Source organism: Thermaerobacter sp. PB12/4term (assembly GCF_003403315.2).
In the GTDB taxonomy this organism is placed as follows: domain Bacteria; phylum Bacillota; class Sulfobacillia; order Thermaerobacterales; family Thermaerobacteraceae; genus Thermaerobacter.
Genome location: NZ_CP048407.1, coordinates 393,495 through 407,765 on the forward strand (window position 1 = coordinate 393,495; position 14,271 = coordinate 407,765).

General features: G+C 71.8%; 10 protein-coding genes, 1 tRNA gene and 1 pseudogene. 9 read left to right on the forward strand and 3 right to left on the reverse strand.

What is annotated here, in order from left to right:
• Positions 1-12: 12 nt before the first annotated feature.
• The 5 genes from pyk (at position 13) to DYI95_RS01675 (ending at position 6,269) form a co-directional block, all read left to right on the forward strand.
• Positions 13-1,818, forward strand: a complete 1,806-nt coding sequence (pyk, locus tag DYI95_RS01655; protein ID WP_116901117.1) for a pyruvate kinase — start codon at positions 13-15, stop codon at positions 1,816-1,818.
• Between the two features lie 178 nt (positions 1,819-1,996).
• Positions 1,997-3,100 carry an Mrp/NBP35 family ATP-binding protein gene (locus tag DYI95_RS01660; RefSeq protein WP_006904459.1) on the forward strand — a complete coding sequence of 368 codons (1,104 nt, stop codon included), beginning with the start codon at positions 1,997-1,999 and terminating at the stop codon, positions 3,098-3,100.
• Between the two features lie 413 nt (positions 3,101-3,513).
• On the forward strand, positions 3,514-4,497 hold the full coding sequence (locus tag DYI95_RS01665) for an alpha/beta hydrolase (protein ID WP_116901116.1): 984 nt from the start codon (positions 3,514-3,516) through the stop codon (positions 4,495-4,497).
• 148 nt (positions 4,498-4,645) lie between these two features.
• Positions 4,646-5,860 carry an aspartate kinase gene (locus DYI95_RS01670; RefSeq protein WP_116901115.1) on the forward strand — a complete coding sequence of 405 codons (1,215 nt, stop codon included), beginning with the start codon at positions 4,646-4,648 and terminating at the stop codon, positions 5,858-5,860.
• Positions 5,861-5,954: 94 nt separating this feature from the next.
• Entirely contained in the window at positions 5,955-6,269 is a 315-nt protein-coding gene (locus DYI95_RS01675; protein WP_116901114.1) for a hypothetical protein, read from the forward strand.
• 712 nt (positions 6,270-6,981) lie between these two features.
• Here DYI95_RS01675 and DYI95_RS01680 read toward each other — a convergent pair.
• Together DYI95_RS01680 and DYI95_RS01685 are read right to left on the reverse strand one after the other, a co-directional pair.
• On the reverse strand, positions 6,982-7,524 hold the full coding sequence (locus DYI95_RS01680) for an 8-oxo-dGTP diphosphatase (RefSeq protein ID WP_116901113.1): 543 nt from the start codon (positions 7,522-7,524) through the stop codon (positions 6,982-6,984).
• Between the two features lie 226 nt (positions 7,525-7,750).
• Positions 7,751-8,938, reverse strand: a complete 1,188-nt coding sequence (locus DYI95_RS01685) for a VOC family protein (RefSeq protein ID WP_116901112.1) — start codon at positions 8,936-8,938, stop codon at positions 7,751-7,753.
• A 324-nt stretch (positions 8,939-9,262) separates the two neighbouring features.
• Between DYI95_RS01685 and DYI95_RS01690 the strand changes: the two genes are divergently transcribed.
• The 4 genes from DYI95_RS01690 to DYI95_RS01705 all read left to right on the forward strand — a co-directional run bounded on the left by DYI95_RS01690 (position 9,263) and on the right by DYI95_RS01705 (position 13,456).
• On the forward strand, positions 9,263-11,284 hold the full coding sequence (locus DYI95_RS01690) for an FAD-dependent thymidylate synthase (RefSeq protein WP_116901111.1): 2,022 nt from the start codon (positions 9,263-9,265) through the stop codon (positions 11,282-11,284).
• Between the two features lie 37 nt (positions 11,285-11,321).
• Positions 11,322-11,408 (forward strand) — tRNA-Leu (locus tag DYI95_RS01695).
• 230 nt (positions 11,409-11,638) lie between these two features.
• Positions 11,639-11,875 carry a hypothetical protein gene (locus DYI95_RS01700; RefSeq protein ID WP_147308131.1) on the forward strand — a complete coding sequence of 79 codons (237 nt, stop codon included), beginning with the start codon at positions 11,639-11,641 and terminating at the stop codon, positions 11,873-11,875.
• 81 nt (positions 11,876-11,956) lie between these two features.
• Positions 11,957-13,456 carry an alkaline phosphatase PhoX gene (locus DYI95_RS01705; protein WP_116901109.1) on the forward strand — a complete coding sequence of 500 codons (1,500 nt, stop codon included), beginning with the start codon at positions 11,957-11,959 and terminating at the stop codon, positions 13,454-13,456.
• A gap of 150 nt (positions 13,457-13,606) precedes the next feature.
• On the opposite strand, the pseudogene DYI95_RS01710 reads toward DYI95_RS01705, so the two are convergent.
• Positions 13,607-14,191: pseudogene (locus DYI95_RS01710) on the reverse strand (SDR family NAD(P)-dependent oxidoreductase); the annotation flags it as partial.
• Positions 14,192-14,271 lie beyond the last annotated feature (80 nt).

Here is a 14,271-nt window from a genome sequence, read left to right on the forward strand (position 1 = left end):
GAGGTGATCCCCGTGGAGTACCGTCGGACCAAGATCGTCTGTACCCTGGGCCCGTCCACCGATGATCCCCAGGTCCTGCGCCGCCTGCTGGAGGCCGGCATGGATGTGGCCCGGATCAACCTCTCCCACGGCACGGCGACCGACCACCGGCGGCGGGTGGAGATGCTGCGCCAGATGGCGGCCGAGCTGGGCCGCCACGACGTGGGCATCCTGTTCGACACCCGGGGACCGGAGGTGCGGGTCGGCCCGCTGCCGGGCGGCGCCCTGGAGCTGGACGGCGGCCAGCGGGTGGCCCTGGCCGCGGCGGAGCACGGAGAGGCGCCGGGCGGCTTGGAAGGCACCGGGTCCGGGGGGCGGGCGCCGGCCGGCTGCCCGGTGATCCCCGTCTCCTATAGCCGGGTGGCCACCAGTGTGGGACCCGGCGACCGGATCCTGCTGGACGACGGCAACCTGGTGCTGACCGTGGAAGAGACGGACGGCGTCTACGTGTACTGCCGGGTGGACGCCGGCGGCCGCCTGCTCCAGGGCAAGAAGGCCACCCTGCCGGCAGAGAGCCTGGATCTGCCCTACCTCAACGAAGCGGACCGGGCCGACGTGCGCCTGGGCATCGAGCTGGGCATCGACTTCATCGCCGCCTCCTTCGTGCGCTCCGCCGCCGACGTCCACGCCCTGCGGCGGGTGATCGAGGAAGCCGGAGGCGACCAGTGGGTCATCGCCAAGATCGAGAACCGCCTGGGCGTGGAGCGGCTGGACGAAATCCTGGCCACCGCCGACGGCATCATGGTGGCCCGGGGCGACCTGGGCGTCGAGCTGCCCGTCGAGGACATTCCCCTCCTGCAAAAGCAGATCATCCAGGCGGCCAACCGGGCGGGCAAGCCGGTGATCACAGCCACCCAGATGCTGGAGTCCATGGTCCACCGCCCGCGGCCCACCCGGGCCGAGAGCACCGATGTGGCCAATGCCATCCTGGACGGCACCGACGCCGTCATGCTGTCGGCGGAAACGGCGGCGGGGCAGTACCCTGTGGAAGCGGTGGAGATCATGGCCCGCATCGCCCGCCGCACGGAGGCCGCCCTGGACTATGCCCAGCGGCTGGCCCGGACCGGTCAGGAAGAACACCGCACGGTGACCGACGCCGTCAGCTACGCCTCCTGCACCGCCGCGGAAGACCTGGGGGCGGCGGCCATCCTGACCGCCACCCAGTCGGGCTACACGTCGCGGATGATCTCCCGCCACCGGCCGCGCCAGCCCATCGTGGCCATCACCCCCAGCCAGCGGGTGGCTCGCAAGCTCAGCCTGATCTGGGGCGTGCGGGCCCTGGTCTCCGCGCCCCAGCACGACGTGGACGGCCTGATGGAGCAAGCGATGCGGGGCGCGGTGGAGGGCGGGTTCGTCCGGCCGGGGGACCTGGTGGTGATCACCGCCGGGGTGCCCGTGGGCCAGCCGGGGACCACCAACATGCTGCAGGTCCACACCGTGGGCCAGGCGGTGCTGCGAGGAACCGGCGTCGGCCAGGGCAGCCATACGGGGCCCGTGCGCATCGTGCGCGACCCCGAGGCGGCGGGTCCCTTCCACGGCGGCGAGGTGCTGGTGGCCCTGAGCACCGACCGCGACTTCATGCCCCTGATCGAGAAGGCGGGGGCGCTCATCACCGAAGAGGGCGGGCTGACCTCCCATGCGGCCATCGTCGGCCTGCACCGGGGCATCCCCACCATCGTGGGGGCGGCGGGTGCCCTGGAACGCTTGCAGGACGGCGAGACGGTCACCGTGGATGCCCGGCGCGGCCTGGTCTACCGCGGTTGGGCCCGGGTCGGCTGAGGACCGCGGCCCCTGGGCCCGCCGCCCGCCGCGGGTTCCCCGGTGACCGGCCGGAAGGGCCTGGCCCTGCCCCCGCGGTGTCCGCCGGGCTCCAGGTGGACGGCCCCGGCGGGCTGCCGGCGGGCGCGGGCCCCCGGGGCTGATACAATGGAGGCACGGAGAAAGGGGGGACGGCACCGTGTCCCAAGTGACGCGGGAACAGGTCCTCAGCGCCCTGGCGCAGGTCAAGGACCCCGAGCTGAACCGCAACCTGGTCGAACTGAACATGGTCCGCGACCTCCAGATCGACGGGGGCCGCGTGGAAGTGGAGATTGCCCTGACGGTGCGGGGCTGCCCGCTGCGGTACGAGATCAAGAAGGACGTGGAGGCCAAGCTCCAGGCCATCCCCGGGGTGACCGAGACGGTGGTCCACCTGGGGGCCATGACCGACGAGGAGCGGCAGCAGCTGATCGAGAAGTTCCGGCAGCCCCGCCAGCCCAAGTCGCGCATCATGGCCGACGACTCCCAGACGGTGATCCTGGCCATCTCCAGCGGCAAGGGCGGCGTGGGCAAGTCGACGGTGACGGCCAACCTGGCGGCCGCCCTCCACGCTTTGGGCTACAAGGTCGGCGTGCTGGATGCCGACATCTACGGCTTCAGCATTCCCGGCATGCTGGGCATCGAGGGGCGCAAGCCCGTGGCCTTCAACAAGGCCATCGTGCCGATCCCGGCCCACGGCATGCAGGTCATGTCCATGGGCTTCTTCGTCGACGCCGACACGCCCCTGATCTGGCGGGGACCCATGCTGATGGGCGCCGTCGAGCAGTTCCTGGCGGACGTGCTGTGGGACGATCTGGACTTCTTCCTGATCGACCTGCCGCCCGGTACCGGCGACGTGCCCCTGAGCATCCTGCAGAAGCTGCCGCGGGCCCAGGTGGTGGTGGTCACCACGCCGCAGCCCGCGTCGGTGACCGTGGCCCAGCGCACGGGGATCATGGCCCGCAAGGTGCAGCATGAGGTGCTGGGCGTCATCGAGAACATGTCCTACCTGGTCTGCTCGAACTGCGGCGAGCGCCACGAGATCTTCGGCCGGGGCGGCGGCCGGCAGCTGGCGGAGAAGCTGGACACGCAGTTGCTGGGCCAGCTGCCCATCCAGGAGGAGCTGCGGGAGGCCGCCGACGCCGGCAAGCCCGTGGCGCTGTACGCGCCGGAAAGCCACGTGGCGAAGGCGTTCCTCGACCTGGCCGGGCGCATCGCCCAGCTGACCCTGCCGGCCGAGCGGCTGGCGGCGGCGTCCCGGTAGAAGGGTGCATGGGGGCACCGCACTCACGAGACAGGACGCGGCCCCTTCAAACGGACACGATCCCTGCTTGATGGGGCGCCGTACGGGCCGCGTCTTGGGGGCGCCGCCTGCTGCACCCCGCCGAGCGGGGGACCTGCTGCATACCGCCGAGCAGGGGATCGTCCCGTGGGCCGTGGCCATCCCACTTGCGACCCCATCGCAAAGCTCGCGTTCCGCTCCAGCCGGCCGGGCGTCACCGGAGGATCCCGGTGACCCGGCCGGTTGCCGTGTTTTGCCGCAGGCGGAAGGTGGTTTCCGCCACCGGGTCGAACCCGTTGGCTAGTTCGCATGGATGGCAAGGCGGGTCTCATCGTGCAGCCGGGGCAGCCGGGGTAGCCGGACAACCGGCTGGAACGCCAACCGGGGGATGACGGGTGAGAGGGGACCTGGGCGACCTGGGGGTCGGAACGGGCCGCAGGCCGCGCCTGCGGCGGTGGCTAGGGTGGAGCCTGGTGGCGCTTCTTGCGCTGGCCATGGCGGCCTGCGTGGCCATTTCCTGGCAGGTGGGGCTGGGGCTGATCCATCCCGAGCGGGAGCCCGTGACGGCCGATCCCGCCAGCCGCGGCCTAGACTATGAGAACGTCGCCTTCACCAGCCGCGACGGGATCCGGCTTGAGGGCTGGTTCCTCCCCGCGACGGGCGGCGTGGCCCCGCGGACCGTGATCTTCGCCCACGGCTACGGGAAGAACCGGCTGCAGGACGACGTGCCCGCCCTGGACGTGGCGGCGGCCCTGGTCCGGGCGGGGTTCAACGTCCTGATGTTCGACTTCCGCAACAGCGGCAGTTCGGGCGGCGACCGCACCACCGTGGGCCAGGAGGAGGTGCAGGACCTGGCCGCGGCGGTGGAGTGGGTCCGCGCCACCTACGGGCCGGACCAGGCGGTGGGCCTGCTGGGCTGGTCCATGGGGGCGGTGACGGCCATCCTCACCGCGGGCGGGGCCGAACCGGTGCAGGCCGTGGTGGCCGACGCGCCCTTCGCCGACCTGCGCACCTACCTGGAGGAGAACCTGTCCCACTGGACCGGCCTGCCCGAGTTTCCCTTCAACTGGCTGATCCGCACCCTGCTGCCCCCGCTGGCTGGCGTCCACCCCGAGCGGGTGCGGCCCTTGGAGGCCGTGACCCGGATGGCGCCCACCCCCCTGCTGCTGATCCACGGCACCGCGGACACGGTGATCGGCCCCCACCACAGCCGCCAGCTGGCCCTGGCGGCCGAGCGCTCGGGGGTGCCGGTGGAGCTCTGGGAGGTGGAGGGGGCGGGGCACGTCAAGTCGTACGCCACGGCGCCGGAGGCGTACCTGCAGCGGGTCGTCGCCTTTTTCGAAAGCCACCTGGGCGGCCCGTCCGGCCGGCAGGGGTAGGACCTCCCCGCTCGCCAGCCGGATGGAAGTACCTTCCGTACCTCTCAAATGCCCAGCATCCCGGAACCACCACGAGACCTTTACACGGATGCCGCCGGGCGAAACAATACCGGACAAGGACTCTGGCGTTGGGACGGAGGAATGAGCCTTGTCCCTGTGGGTGTGGAAGTTCGGCGGCAGTTCTGTGGCGGGACCGGACCGCATCCGTCACGTAGCCCGGCGGGTGGCGGAGGCCCGCAAGGAAGGGCACAACCTGGTTGTCGTCGTCTCGGCCATGGGCGATACCACCGATGACCTGATCGCCCTGGCGCGGCAGCTCCATTCCGAACCTCCCGCGCGGGAGCTGGACGCCCTCCTGGCGACCGGCGAGCAGGCCAGCGCCGCCTTGCTGGCCATGGCCCTGGACGCTCTGGGTGTGCCGGCCCGTTCCTTTACCGGCTGGCAGGCGGGCATCCAGACCGAGGGTGCCCACGGCAACGCCCGGGTGCGGGCCATCGCCGCCGAGCGGCTGCGGGAGGCGCTGGCGGCCGGGTTCGTCCCCGTGGTGGCGGGCTTTCAGGGGCTCAACGCCGAGGGGCACGTGACCACGCTGGGACGCGGGGGATCCGACACCACCGCGGTCGCCCTGGCGGCGGCGCTGGAAGCCGAGCGCTGCGAGATCTTCAGCGACGTGGAAGGGGTCTTCACCGCCGACCCGCGGGTCGTGCCCGGCGCCCGGCTGCTACCCGTCATCTCGTACGACGAGATGATGGAGCTGGCTCGCCTGGGCGCTCAGGTGCTCCACCACCGGGCGGTGACCTGCGCCCAGCGCCACGGCATCGTGATCCATGCCCGCTCGACCTTCTCGGACCACCCGGGGACGCGGGTGGTGCCGGCGGGTACCGTCGAGCCCGACCGCCCGGTCAGCGGTGTCACCTCGGATCGCCACGTGGCGCGGCTGGCCCTGGTCTCGGTGCCCAACGTGCCGGGCATCGCCCACCGGGTGTTCAGTGCCCTGGCCGAGGCCGGGATCAACGTGGACATGATCAGCCAGTCGGTGGCGCGCAACGGCCACCAGGACATCGCCTTCACCATTGCCGACGGTCACCTGCCCGTGGCCCGCCGCGTGCTGGAACCGCTGGTGCGGGAGTTGCCGGCCCAGCGGCTGGTGGTTGACGACGGCATCGCCAAGGTGAGCGCCGTGGGGGCGGGCATGGCGACCCAACCCGGCGTGGCGGCCACCATGTTCGGCGCGCTGGCGGGGGCCGGGATCAACATCGAGATGATCAGCACCTCGGAGATCAGCATCTCCTGCCTGGTCGCCCGGGAACAGGTGGACGAGGCGGTGCGGGCGGTCCATGACGCCTTCGACCTCGGGCGCTGAGGCAAAACAATGAAATTGACACTCTCGCTACCATGGGCACTGTCTGATAACCCTTCTCACTAAGTTTCAGGGAGGGCAGGGTAACCCGGGGCAGATGGATGCCCTGCGCCGGCTCTGGTGGGCCGACTCGGGAGGCCGGGCCATCCCCGGGGAGCTGGGACGGCCCTACCGGCCGGGCCTGCCGCGAGCCTGGTGCGGCGGGAAGCGGGTGGCCGCACCGGCCCAGCGGACCGGCGCCCTGGGCGCAGGTGGCCGCAGCGGGCTGCTCTGCGGCCCTTGCGGCCGGCCGGGCGGGTTCGGCCGGCGTGGGCCGGGCCGGCCGAGCCGGATCCGCTGGTCCACGGGGGTCCGGCCGGGCGGGATCCTGCGGCGCATGGAAGCGATTGGCGAACACCAGGGCGGCGGGTAGTCCGGCGCCTTCCCCCGGTCCGGGGTCGAGCAGCAGCACGGCGTTCTCAAGAGGTGGAACCAGCGGGCGGCCGGCCACGGTCATGGCCAGGAGGGGACCGGTGAGGACGGCGGCTCCGTAGTGCTTGTGCCACTGGGAGGCCACCGCCTCCAGGGGACCGCCCCACCGGTCCTTCAGGCGCTCCACCAGCTGCCGCACCAAGGCCGGATCATGCAGAGCCGCTGCCGGCACCGCGGGCCCCCGGTCTGGGAAGGGCTGATCCGGTGGCCAGGCTTCGCTTGCAAGCCCGGCAAGAAAGAGATCCAGCCGGCGCCGGGTTCCTGGCGCCAGGGGCAGGTGGAACAGGCTTGCAAGGGCGGCCGGTACGGCCGTGGCCGGCGTACTCATACGCCGATGATACTGCAATCCGTTCGCAAAAACCAGGCGCCGGGCCCGACCAGCGCGGTGATCCGCCAGGGGCACGGGCTACGGATGGCCGTGGGGCCAGCGACTTTCCCCACGCGGTCTCGCCGGTGCCCCAGCTGCTGGGCCAAGCCGGGGGTGTGGTCCAGATCCTGCATGATGCGGATCACCAGTCGGTGCCGCTGCGGCCGGTGGTGCCCAAGTGATGTGGAGAAACCCGGCCGGTCCGGCCCGGCCCGGCCGCCCCGGGGTTCCCCCTGCAGAGGATGTCCGGGCGGCAGCCGGGCTCAGGGACCAGGGGCAAGGCCTGTCACGGCCGGTGGCCGGGCCTGCCGTCCAGCGGCGCGGCCGCCGGGAGACTGAGCAAGGGAGCGACCCGGTGGTGCTCCAGCCTGTCGCCGCGGTAAGCGGCGATGAACACGAAGGGCGGCTCGGGGGCCAGCATCCGCGGTAGGAACAGGGGGATGTTGCCCACCACCCGCGGGTCCTCCAGCACCTGCTCCACCGGCCACCAGGCCAGGCGCCCTTCCTCCGAGGCCAGCAGCTCGCCCGCGGCGGTATGGGCGAGGAAGGTGTAGATCATCTGGGGCGGCCAGGCCCCGTCCAGCTCGTGGAAACACAGGATCGCCCGCAGGGAAGGATCCTGGAGGACGAGCCCCGTTTCCTCGGCAAACTCCCGGACGATACCCTGGATGGGGTCCTCCCCGGCCTCCAGCTTGCCGCCCGGCGCGTTCCAGCGCCCCGCGTTGGGCGGCTTGCGGCGCTCCAGCAGGAGCACGCGGCCCTGGCGGACCAGAAAGCCCAGGGTGAAGACCTCGAAGACGTGGCGCGGTTTCGGTGCCGTCGTGGTCATGGGTACTCTGTTCGGCCCGCCTCCGTCGAATCCTGTTGCTTCCGACGCCCGCGCTGGGCCGCTGTGCTGGCGGGCCGGGTCGGGTGGTGGCGATTTCCCGGGAAATGTGCCGGTCCGGGTCGCGCGGGCGCGTGCGGGTGCGGCCAGGGCAGGGCGCCGGGCGACCCGGCCGGCCGGGGGAAAGGTGGAACCGGTTTACGGCGTTCGGGGCCGTAGCCTGGGCCCATCAGGCAGGCGGCGCCGTCAGGTGCACCGGGATGCCACTGGGGTCCAGTACGGTCCAGCCCCGGGGCGATGGCCTGGCTTCCAGCCCCGCCCTCTGGATCCGCTCGAGCACGGTGGCCAGGGCGGCCTCCCCGGGGAGGGCCAGGGTGAAGCCGGCCAGGCCGGCGGCGCCGGGCGGCGGAGGGGGCGCGCCTTCCCCCGCCCAAATGTTCAGCCCCAGGTGATGATGGTATCCCCCGGCCGCCACGAAGAGGGCGCCGGGGAAATCCCGCTGGGTCACCTCAAAGCCGAGCACCCCGCAGTAGAAGGCCTCGGCGGCGGCCAGGCTGGCCACCTGCAGGTGGACGTGGCCCACCACCGGGCCGTCGTCCGGCCCCTCGTCCGGGGCCTGGTCCACGGCGCCGTCCCCGGCCTGGGGCACGGCGCTGGGCTGATTGGGGTGCCCATGGGGCGTGCTGCCGCGACCTGGCCTGGATGGGGTGGCGACGGCCGCCCTGGGGGTGTTCCCGGCCCTGGCGCCGTTCCCGGGAGCCGCGCCGGAACGTGAACGGCCGGCCGATGCCACAAGGGCGGTTGCCGCAAGATCATCCAGGTCCAGCGGGGCGGTATACATGGCGATGGTGCCGTCCGGCCGGCGAGGCCACCGGTCCCGGGGCCGGTCGCAATAGAGCTCGAGCCCGTTCCCCTCGGGATCCGCCAGGTACAGCGCTTCGCTGACGCCGTGGTCGGCGAAGCCCTGAAAGCGCCACCCGCACTCCAGCAGCCGAAGGAAAGCCCGGGCCAGGGCCCCCCGGCTGGGGTAGAGCAGAGCCACGTGGTAAAGGCCGGTGGTCCGGGGTGGGCGCGGCGGCGCCCCGGGGTCCTCTTCCAGGCAGATCAGCGGCGGTTCTCCCGCCCTGCCGGCCAGGCCTGTGACAACTGCCGCTCCCCCGCGCGGTTCGGCATCCCGGCGGAACCCGGCCGGGCCATGTACGGCTGCGCCGGGCGCCGCTGCGCCGCCGTTCTGGCGGTGTTCATCCGGGTCCACAGCCGGCTCCCTTTCCCCCGGCCGGGGCACCGGCACGGGGACCAGACCCAGCCGGTCGCGATAGAACGCCAGGGCGCGGGACAACTGGCGCACCCGCAGGTAGACCGGGCCGAGGCGCAGGCTGGCCGGCAGGGGGGTGGCCGGTGGGGGCGTGGGGTTCATGGCGCCGACACCTCCTCAGATTCTTCACCGGCCGTTGGATTCAGTGGTCGTTGCATTCAATGGTCATTCGCACGGGTTGGATGATGGGCCGGTGCTTACCGCCATTGTCGCCCATCGACGGCCGCCGTGTCGCGGTCCGGCAACATCGGGTTGGTCCGTCGGGGGCCGGGACCGCTTCACAGGAGGAGCGCGCCCGGCCCCCGAGCAGGCGTGGGATGAGGCGCAGGTGAGCGCTGCCCCCGGAGGCCGGAAGGGAGAGGGGGCGCCGGGGTCGAAAGCCATGACATTAACCCGGCACGTCAACCCGGCAAGGCGGTGTAAGGTTTGTCGACGGCGGCAGAGCGGTTCACACCACGCCAGCGGGAACTGCTGGCGCGGTTCGTCAGCAATTTGGACCAGAACGTGTATGCCATCTACAATCTGCCCGAAGAAGTCGTCGCGGTGATCTTCGCCTATGTGAGCCGCAGCCCCCGCAGCTTTCGCGAAAATCTCTTGCGCCTGATGGAAGACCCGGAGCTCAACCTGCTCGGCAGCCTCCCGTCCCAGCCCGAGCCGGCGGCCGCCGGCGGGCCGGCCTCTGCTGCCGCGGCGTCCGACCCGACGGGCCCGGACCCGGCCGGACCCGATCCGGCTGGCGTCCACCTGGACGGCCCGGTGACGCTGGCTCCGGAAGCGACGGGCCCGGCGGGCGTACAGGCGTCCGGCGAAGCAGAGGGGGCGGGGCGCCCCGCGGCCACCGCTGGGGTCCGTTCTGCACCCTCTGGGGTGCCCGCCGGGGCTCCGGCCCAGCCGGCCGCGGGGGACCGCCCGCCGGTCGCAGGTTCCCTGGCCGTGGCGGCGGAAAAGGCGCGCCGCTTCCACGAGAAATGGGTGGTCGGCTACGGCCACGCCTCGGTGGCCGAACTGGCCAAGGCCGCCGTCGGCATCGAGCGCATCTCCCGGCTGGCCAGCGCGCGCCTGGAGACGGCCAATCCCTGGCTCTCGTTCATCGAATACAGCCAGCGCTACCAAATGCCGCGGCGCGGCGCGTATGTGGTGCCGCCGGAGCTGGAGGCGGCCGGCGCGCCCGAGCTGCTGGCCGAGTTCCACCGCGTTCAGGAGGTCACCTACGACGCCTACCAGGAGCTGTTCCGCGGCCTGGTGGAGCACCTCGAACGGGTCGAACCGCCCCAACCCGGCGAGACGGCCCGGGCGCGGGCCAGCCGGCTGGAGAAGCAGGCTTTTGAAGATGCGCGCTACGCCCTGACCCTCGCCGTCGAGACCAACCTGGGGATGGTGGGCAACGGCCGCGCCCTGCGGGATGCCATCGTCCGGCTGCTGTCGGACCCCTATGAGGAGACCACCCGGCTGGCCCTGGCCATCCGCCGGGAGGTCACGCGGGTTCTGCCCACGCTGGTTCGATATGCCGAACCCAACCCGCGCCTGCAGGCGGCGGACGCGGAGGTGGCCCGGGGCGTGGCCGAGGCCCTCCAACGGCACCGCCGGGTGCGGGCAGTGGCCAGCGACCCGGTGATCCTGCTGGACTGGACGGGCCGGGGTGCGGCCGACGGGGGGCCCCCGGCAGCCAAGGCAGCCGGGGGCGCCGGGCTGCTCGCCGCGGCGCCGGGGGCCGGCGCAGCGGCGGAGGCGGCGGCCGGTGCGCCCGGGGTCCTCGGCTCGCCCGGGGTCGCCGTTGAGGAGGTGCAGTCCACGCCCGACGAGCAGGCGGCCCTGGACGTGATCCTGGGCGCCTGGCTCCATGAATACGGGTCGGGCGGCTGGCCGGAGACCGGCGACGTGCTGGCGGCGATGACGCCGGCAGAGAAGCTGGCGCTGTTCGCAAAGGCCGTGACCGGCCTCGGGCCCCACGATCCTCCGCCCGAGGCCTTCAAGCTGGTTCGTTACCGGGTCGAACTCACCGTGTCCGAGGCCAGCTGGCACCAGCTGCTGCGCCACTCGCGGCGCATGCACTTCGCCGCCCAGGCGCCAGGGGTGGAACACGGCATCACCGTGCCGCCGCGCATCCAGGATGCGGGCCTGGCCCCCGTGCTGATGCGCGCCGTCGATGCGGCGGAGCGCCTGTTCTTCCGGTTGACGAGGGCGGGCCTGCCGCTGGCCGCCCATTACGTGGTGACCAACGCGCACCGGCGGCGGGTGGTGGCGGAGTTCGATCTCTGGCAGCTGTACCACCTGATCACGCTGCGCGGCAAGCCGGAGGCGCAGTGGGACATCAGGCAGACGGTCCACCGGCTGGCGCAGCGGGTGATGGTGGTCCACCCCAACCTGGTGCGCTGCGCGCCGCGGCTGATGGCGGTGCTGGAGGCGGCCGGCGCCCTGGAGCCTGTTGCCAGGGAGCAGCCCCGTTGAGGGCATCCCGGCACTGTGCTACCATGCTGGTACGTGAGCCGGGGTGTCGGAACCGGTAGACGAGGCGGACTCAAAATCCGCTGGGCGCAAGCCCGTGCGGGTTCGACTCCCGCCCCCGGCACCAAGGGTACTACGGCGGCCGTGATGTGCCGGAGATAGCTTCGCCGTTTTTAGACAGCTTCGTTGTGTTTCGATCAAGGCCCGCGCCGCGGAATGCCCGGCGCGGGCCTTTTTCACCGCGTGGGCCGCAACATCACCCCGAAGCCGCCCGTCGACCGGCTAGAGGAGACGGTGTCCTTCTACAGGCATGGTCTCGGCCTGCCCGTTCACACGTCCGAGAGGGATGCGCACGGGGTGGAATTCGGTTCCGTGCGCCTGTGGCGCGACCCCGCGTCCCAGCGGGGACCGCCGGAGCTCTGGCTGGAAGTGGTGACGGACGACCTTGACGCCGCCGCCCGGTACGTGGCCCGGCACGGCGTCCCGCGCCGGGACGGCGTGGAGCCTCGACGGGCTGGCTTCTCGGGGTTTTGGATCAGTAATCCGACGGTCGTCGTCCACCTGGCGTGTGCGTTACGGTTTCCTAACCATTGATTTGCACCTCCTTTACCTTCTGGTCCCCGGCCCGTTGCTAGACTCGAGCTGCAACCGCCCAGTGGAAAGGAGAGGGTCGGGATGATCGTCCCATCCACCGGCAAGTTGGGCCGGGGGCTGGTCGCCGGCGCGGTCGGCACGGCGTTGCTGACCTCGGTGGCGGCGGCCCATTCGCTCCAGGGGCCCAGTTCCTCTCAGTCGCCTTATGTGGTGCGCTCGCAGCCGGGCGTGGTCAGCCGCTCCATCCTGACGGTGGGGGACGCCGTCAACGCCAAGCCGGACGGCACTCCCTACCGGTTGGTGGGTATTCCTGATGGCCTTGGCGCCTACGACAACGGGGACGGCACCTTCACGCTCCTGGTGAACCACGAGCTGCCCGCGGGGCGCGGCGCGCAGCGGGCCCACGGCGCCGCGGGGGCGTTCATCTCCAAGTGGATCATCGAAAAGGGAAGCCTGCGGGTCCTGCACGGTGAAGATCTGATGCAGCGGGTTGCCACCTGGGACCCCGCCACCGGCCGTTACAACGAGCCCGCCAAGGGAGTCGAGCTCTCCCGGCTGTGTTCCGCCGATCTGCCCCAGCCTGGCGCCTTTTACGACCGGACCTCGGGTGTGGGGTATGAAGGGCGCCTGTTGATGAACGGGGAAGAGAAGGGCCCGGAGGGGCGCGCCTTCGCCCACGCGCTGGACGGAACCAGCTACGAGTTGCCGGCCCTGGGCAAGGCCAGCTGGGAGAATCTCCTGGCCAACCCCGCCACGGGTCGCAAGACGGTGGTGGTCGGCCTGGACGACAGCGGCGGTGGCCAGGTTTACATCTACGTGGGGGAGAAGCAGGCCACCGGCAATCCCGCGGAGCGGGCGGGCCTGGCCAACGGGGTCCTGTACGGGCTGAAGATCGAGGGCCTGGCCCGGGAGACGGACGCCACCGTGCTGGCAGGGCCGGTGCCCTTCAGCCTGCATGCCTTCGGCGATGTCCGGAACTGGACGGGGGCTAAGCTGGAGCAGGAGTCGGTCCTCCATGGTGTGACCAGCTTCCAGCGGCCGGAGGATGGCGCCTGGGACCCCCGCAATCCCCGTGACTTCTACTTCGTCACCACGGCCAGCATGGAGGGGAAGAGCCGGCTCTGGCGCCTGCGCTTCGTCGATCCCGCCAACCCCGCTGCGGGCGGCACGGTGGAATTGCTGCTGGACGGGACCGAGGGTCCGAAGATGATGGACAACCTCACCATCACCCGCCGCGGCCAGATTCTGATCCAGGAGGACCCCGGCAACCACTCGCGCCTGGCGAAGATCTGGCGCTACGACATCGATAGCGGTCGGCTGGAGGCGGTGGCGGAGCACGATCCCAACCGGTTCGCGCCGGGTGCTGCTGCGTTCCTCACCCAGGATGAGGAGTCGTCGGGCATCATCGACGCCTCGGACCTGCTGGGCGAGGGCTGGTTCCTCCTCACCGTACAGGCTCATTACAAGCACCCCGACCCGGAGCTGGTGGAAGGCGGCCAGTTACTGGCCCTGCACGTGCCGCCGGGCGAGGGGCCCAAGGGGCCTGGGGACGACCGCCCGGGGAAGCCGGGAGCCCGGTAACATCCTGCCGGGGCCGGGCGCGCCGGCGGCAGGCTGGGTTGCGCCCGCAACCGGCGGCCGATCACCGTCCGAGCACCGGGGGCCTCTCTGGAGGCCCCCCTTCCCGTGGTCGTGGCCCCTTCCTGTAGCCCTAGCGGGCGGGGCCGCGCCTCAGCGCGGCCTCATGCGCGGCGCCCCGTCCAGGCGGATGACCTCGCCGTTGAGCATGGGATTCTCGATGATATGCCGGACCAGCAGGGCGTACTCCCGCGGGCGGCCCAGACGGGAGGGGAAGGGCACCTGCTGCTCCAGGGACTTGCGGGCGGGCTCCGGCAGCCCCGCCATCATCGGCGTCTCGAAGATGCCCGGGGCGATGGCCACCACCCGGATGCCGTACCGGGCCAGCTCCCGCGCCACGGGCAAGGTCATGGCGGCCACGCCGCCCTTGGACGCCGAATAGGCCGGTTGGCCGATCTGCCCGTCGAAGGCCGCCACGGAAGCGGTGTTGACGATCACGCCCCGCTCCCCCTCGGCGTTGGGCTCCTGCTGGGCCATGACCGCCGCCGCCAGCCGGATCACGTTGAAGGTGCCCACCAGGTTGACCTCGATGACCCGGCGGAACCGGTCCAGGTCGTGGGGCCCCTCCCGGCCCAGCACCTTCTCCGCGATGGCGATGCCGGCGCAGTTGACGACGCCGTGCAACCCGCCGAAGGACGCAACGGCCGTCCGCACCGCCTGCTGGACGCTCTCGGGGTCAGGACGCCGGGGCGCGGCCTGAAGGAACAAGGGGCTCGCTATCGAAATGGTATCAACACGATATAGTCCACAAGGACCTC

What these genes read in the sequence shown, in the direction of transcription:
- DYI95_RS01705 (WP_116901109.1), top strand. Translation starts at nt 11,957, where the DNA reads ATGATCGTCCCATCCACCGGCAAGTTGGGCCGGGGGCTGGTCGCCGGC.
- DYI95_RS01675 (WP_116901114.1), top strand. Translation starts at nt 5,955, where the DNA reads ATGGATGCCCTGCGCCGGCTCTGGTGGGCCGACTCGGGAGGCCGGGCC.
- DYI95_RS01680 (WP_116901113.1), bottom strand. Translation starts at nt 7,524, where the DNA reads ATGACCACGACGGCACCGAAACCGCGCCACGTCTTCGAGGTCTTCACC.
- DYI95_RS01685 (WP_116901112.1), bottom strand. Translation starts at nt 8,938, where the DNA reads ATGAACCCCACGCCCCCACCGGCCACCCCCCTGCCGGCCAGCCTGCGC.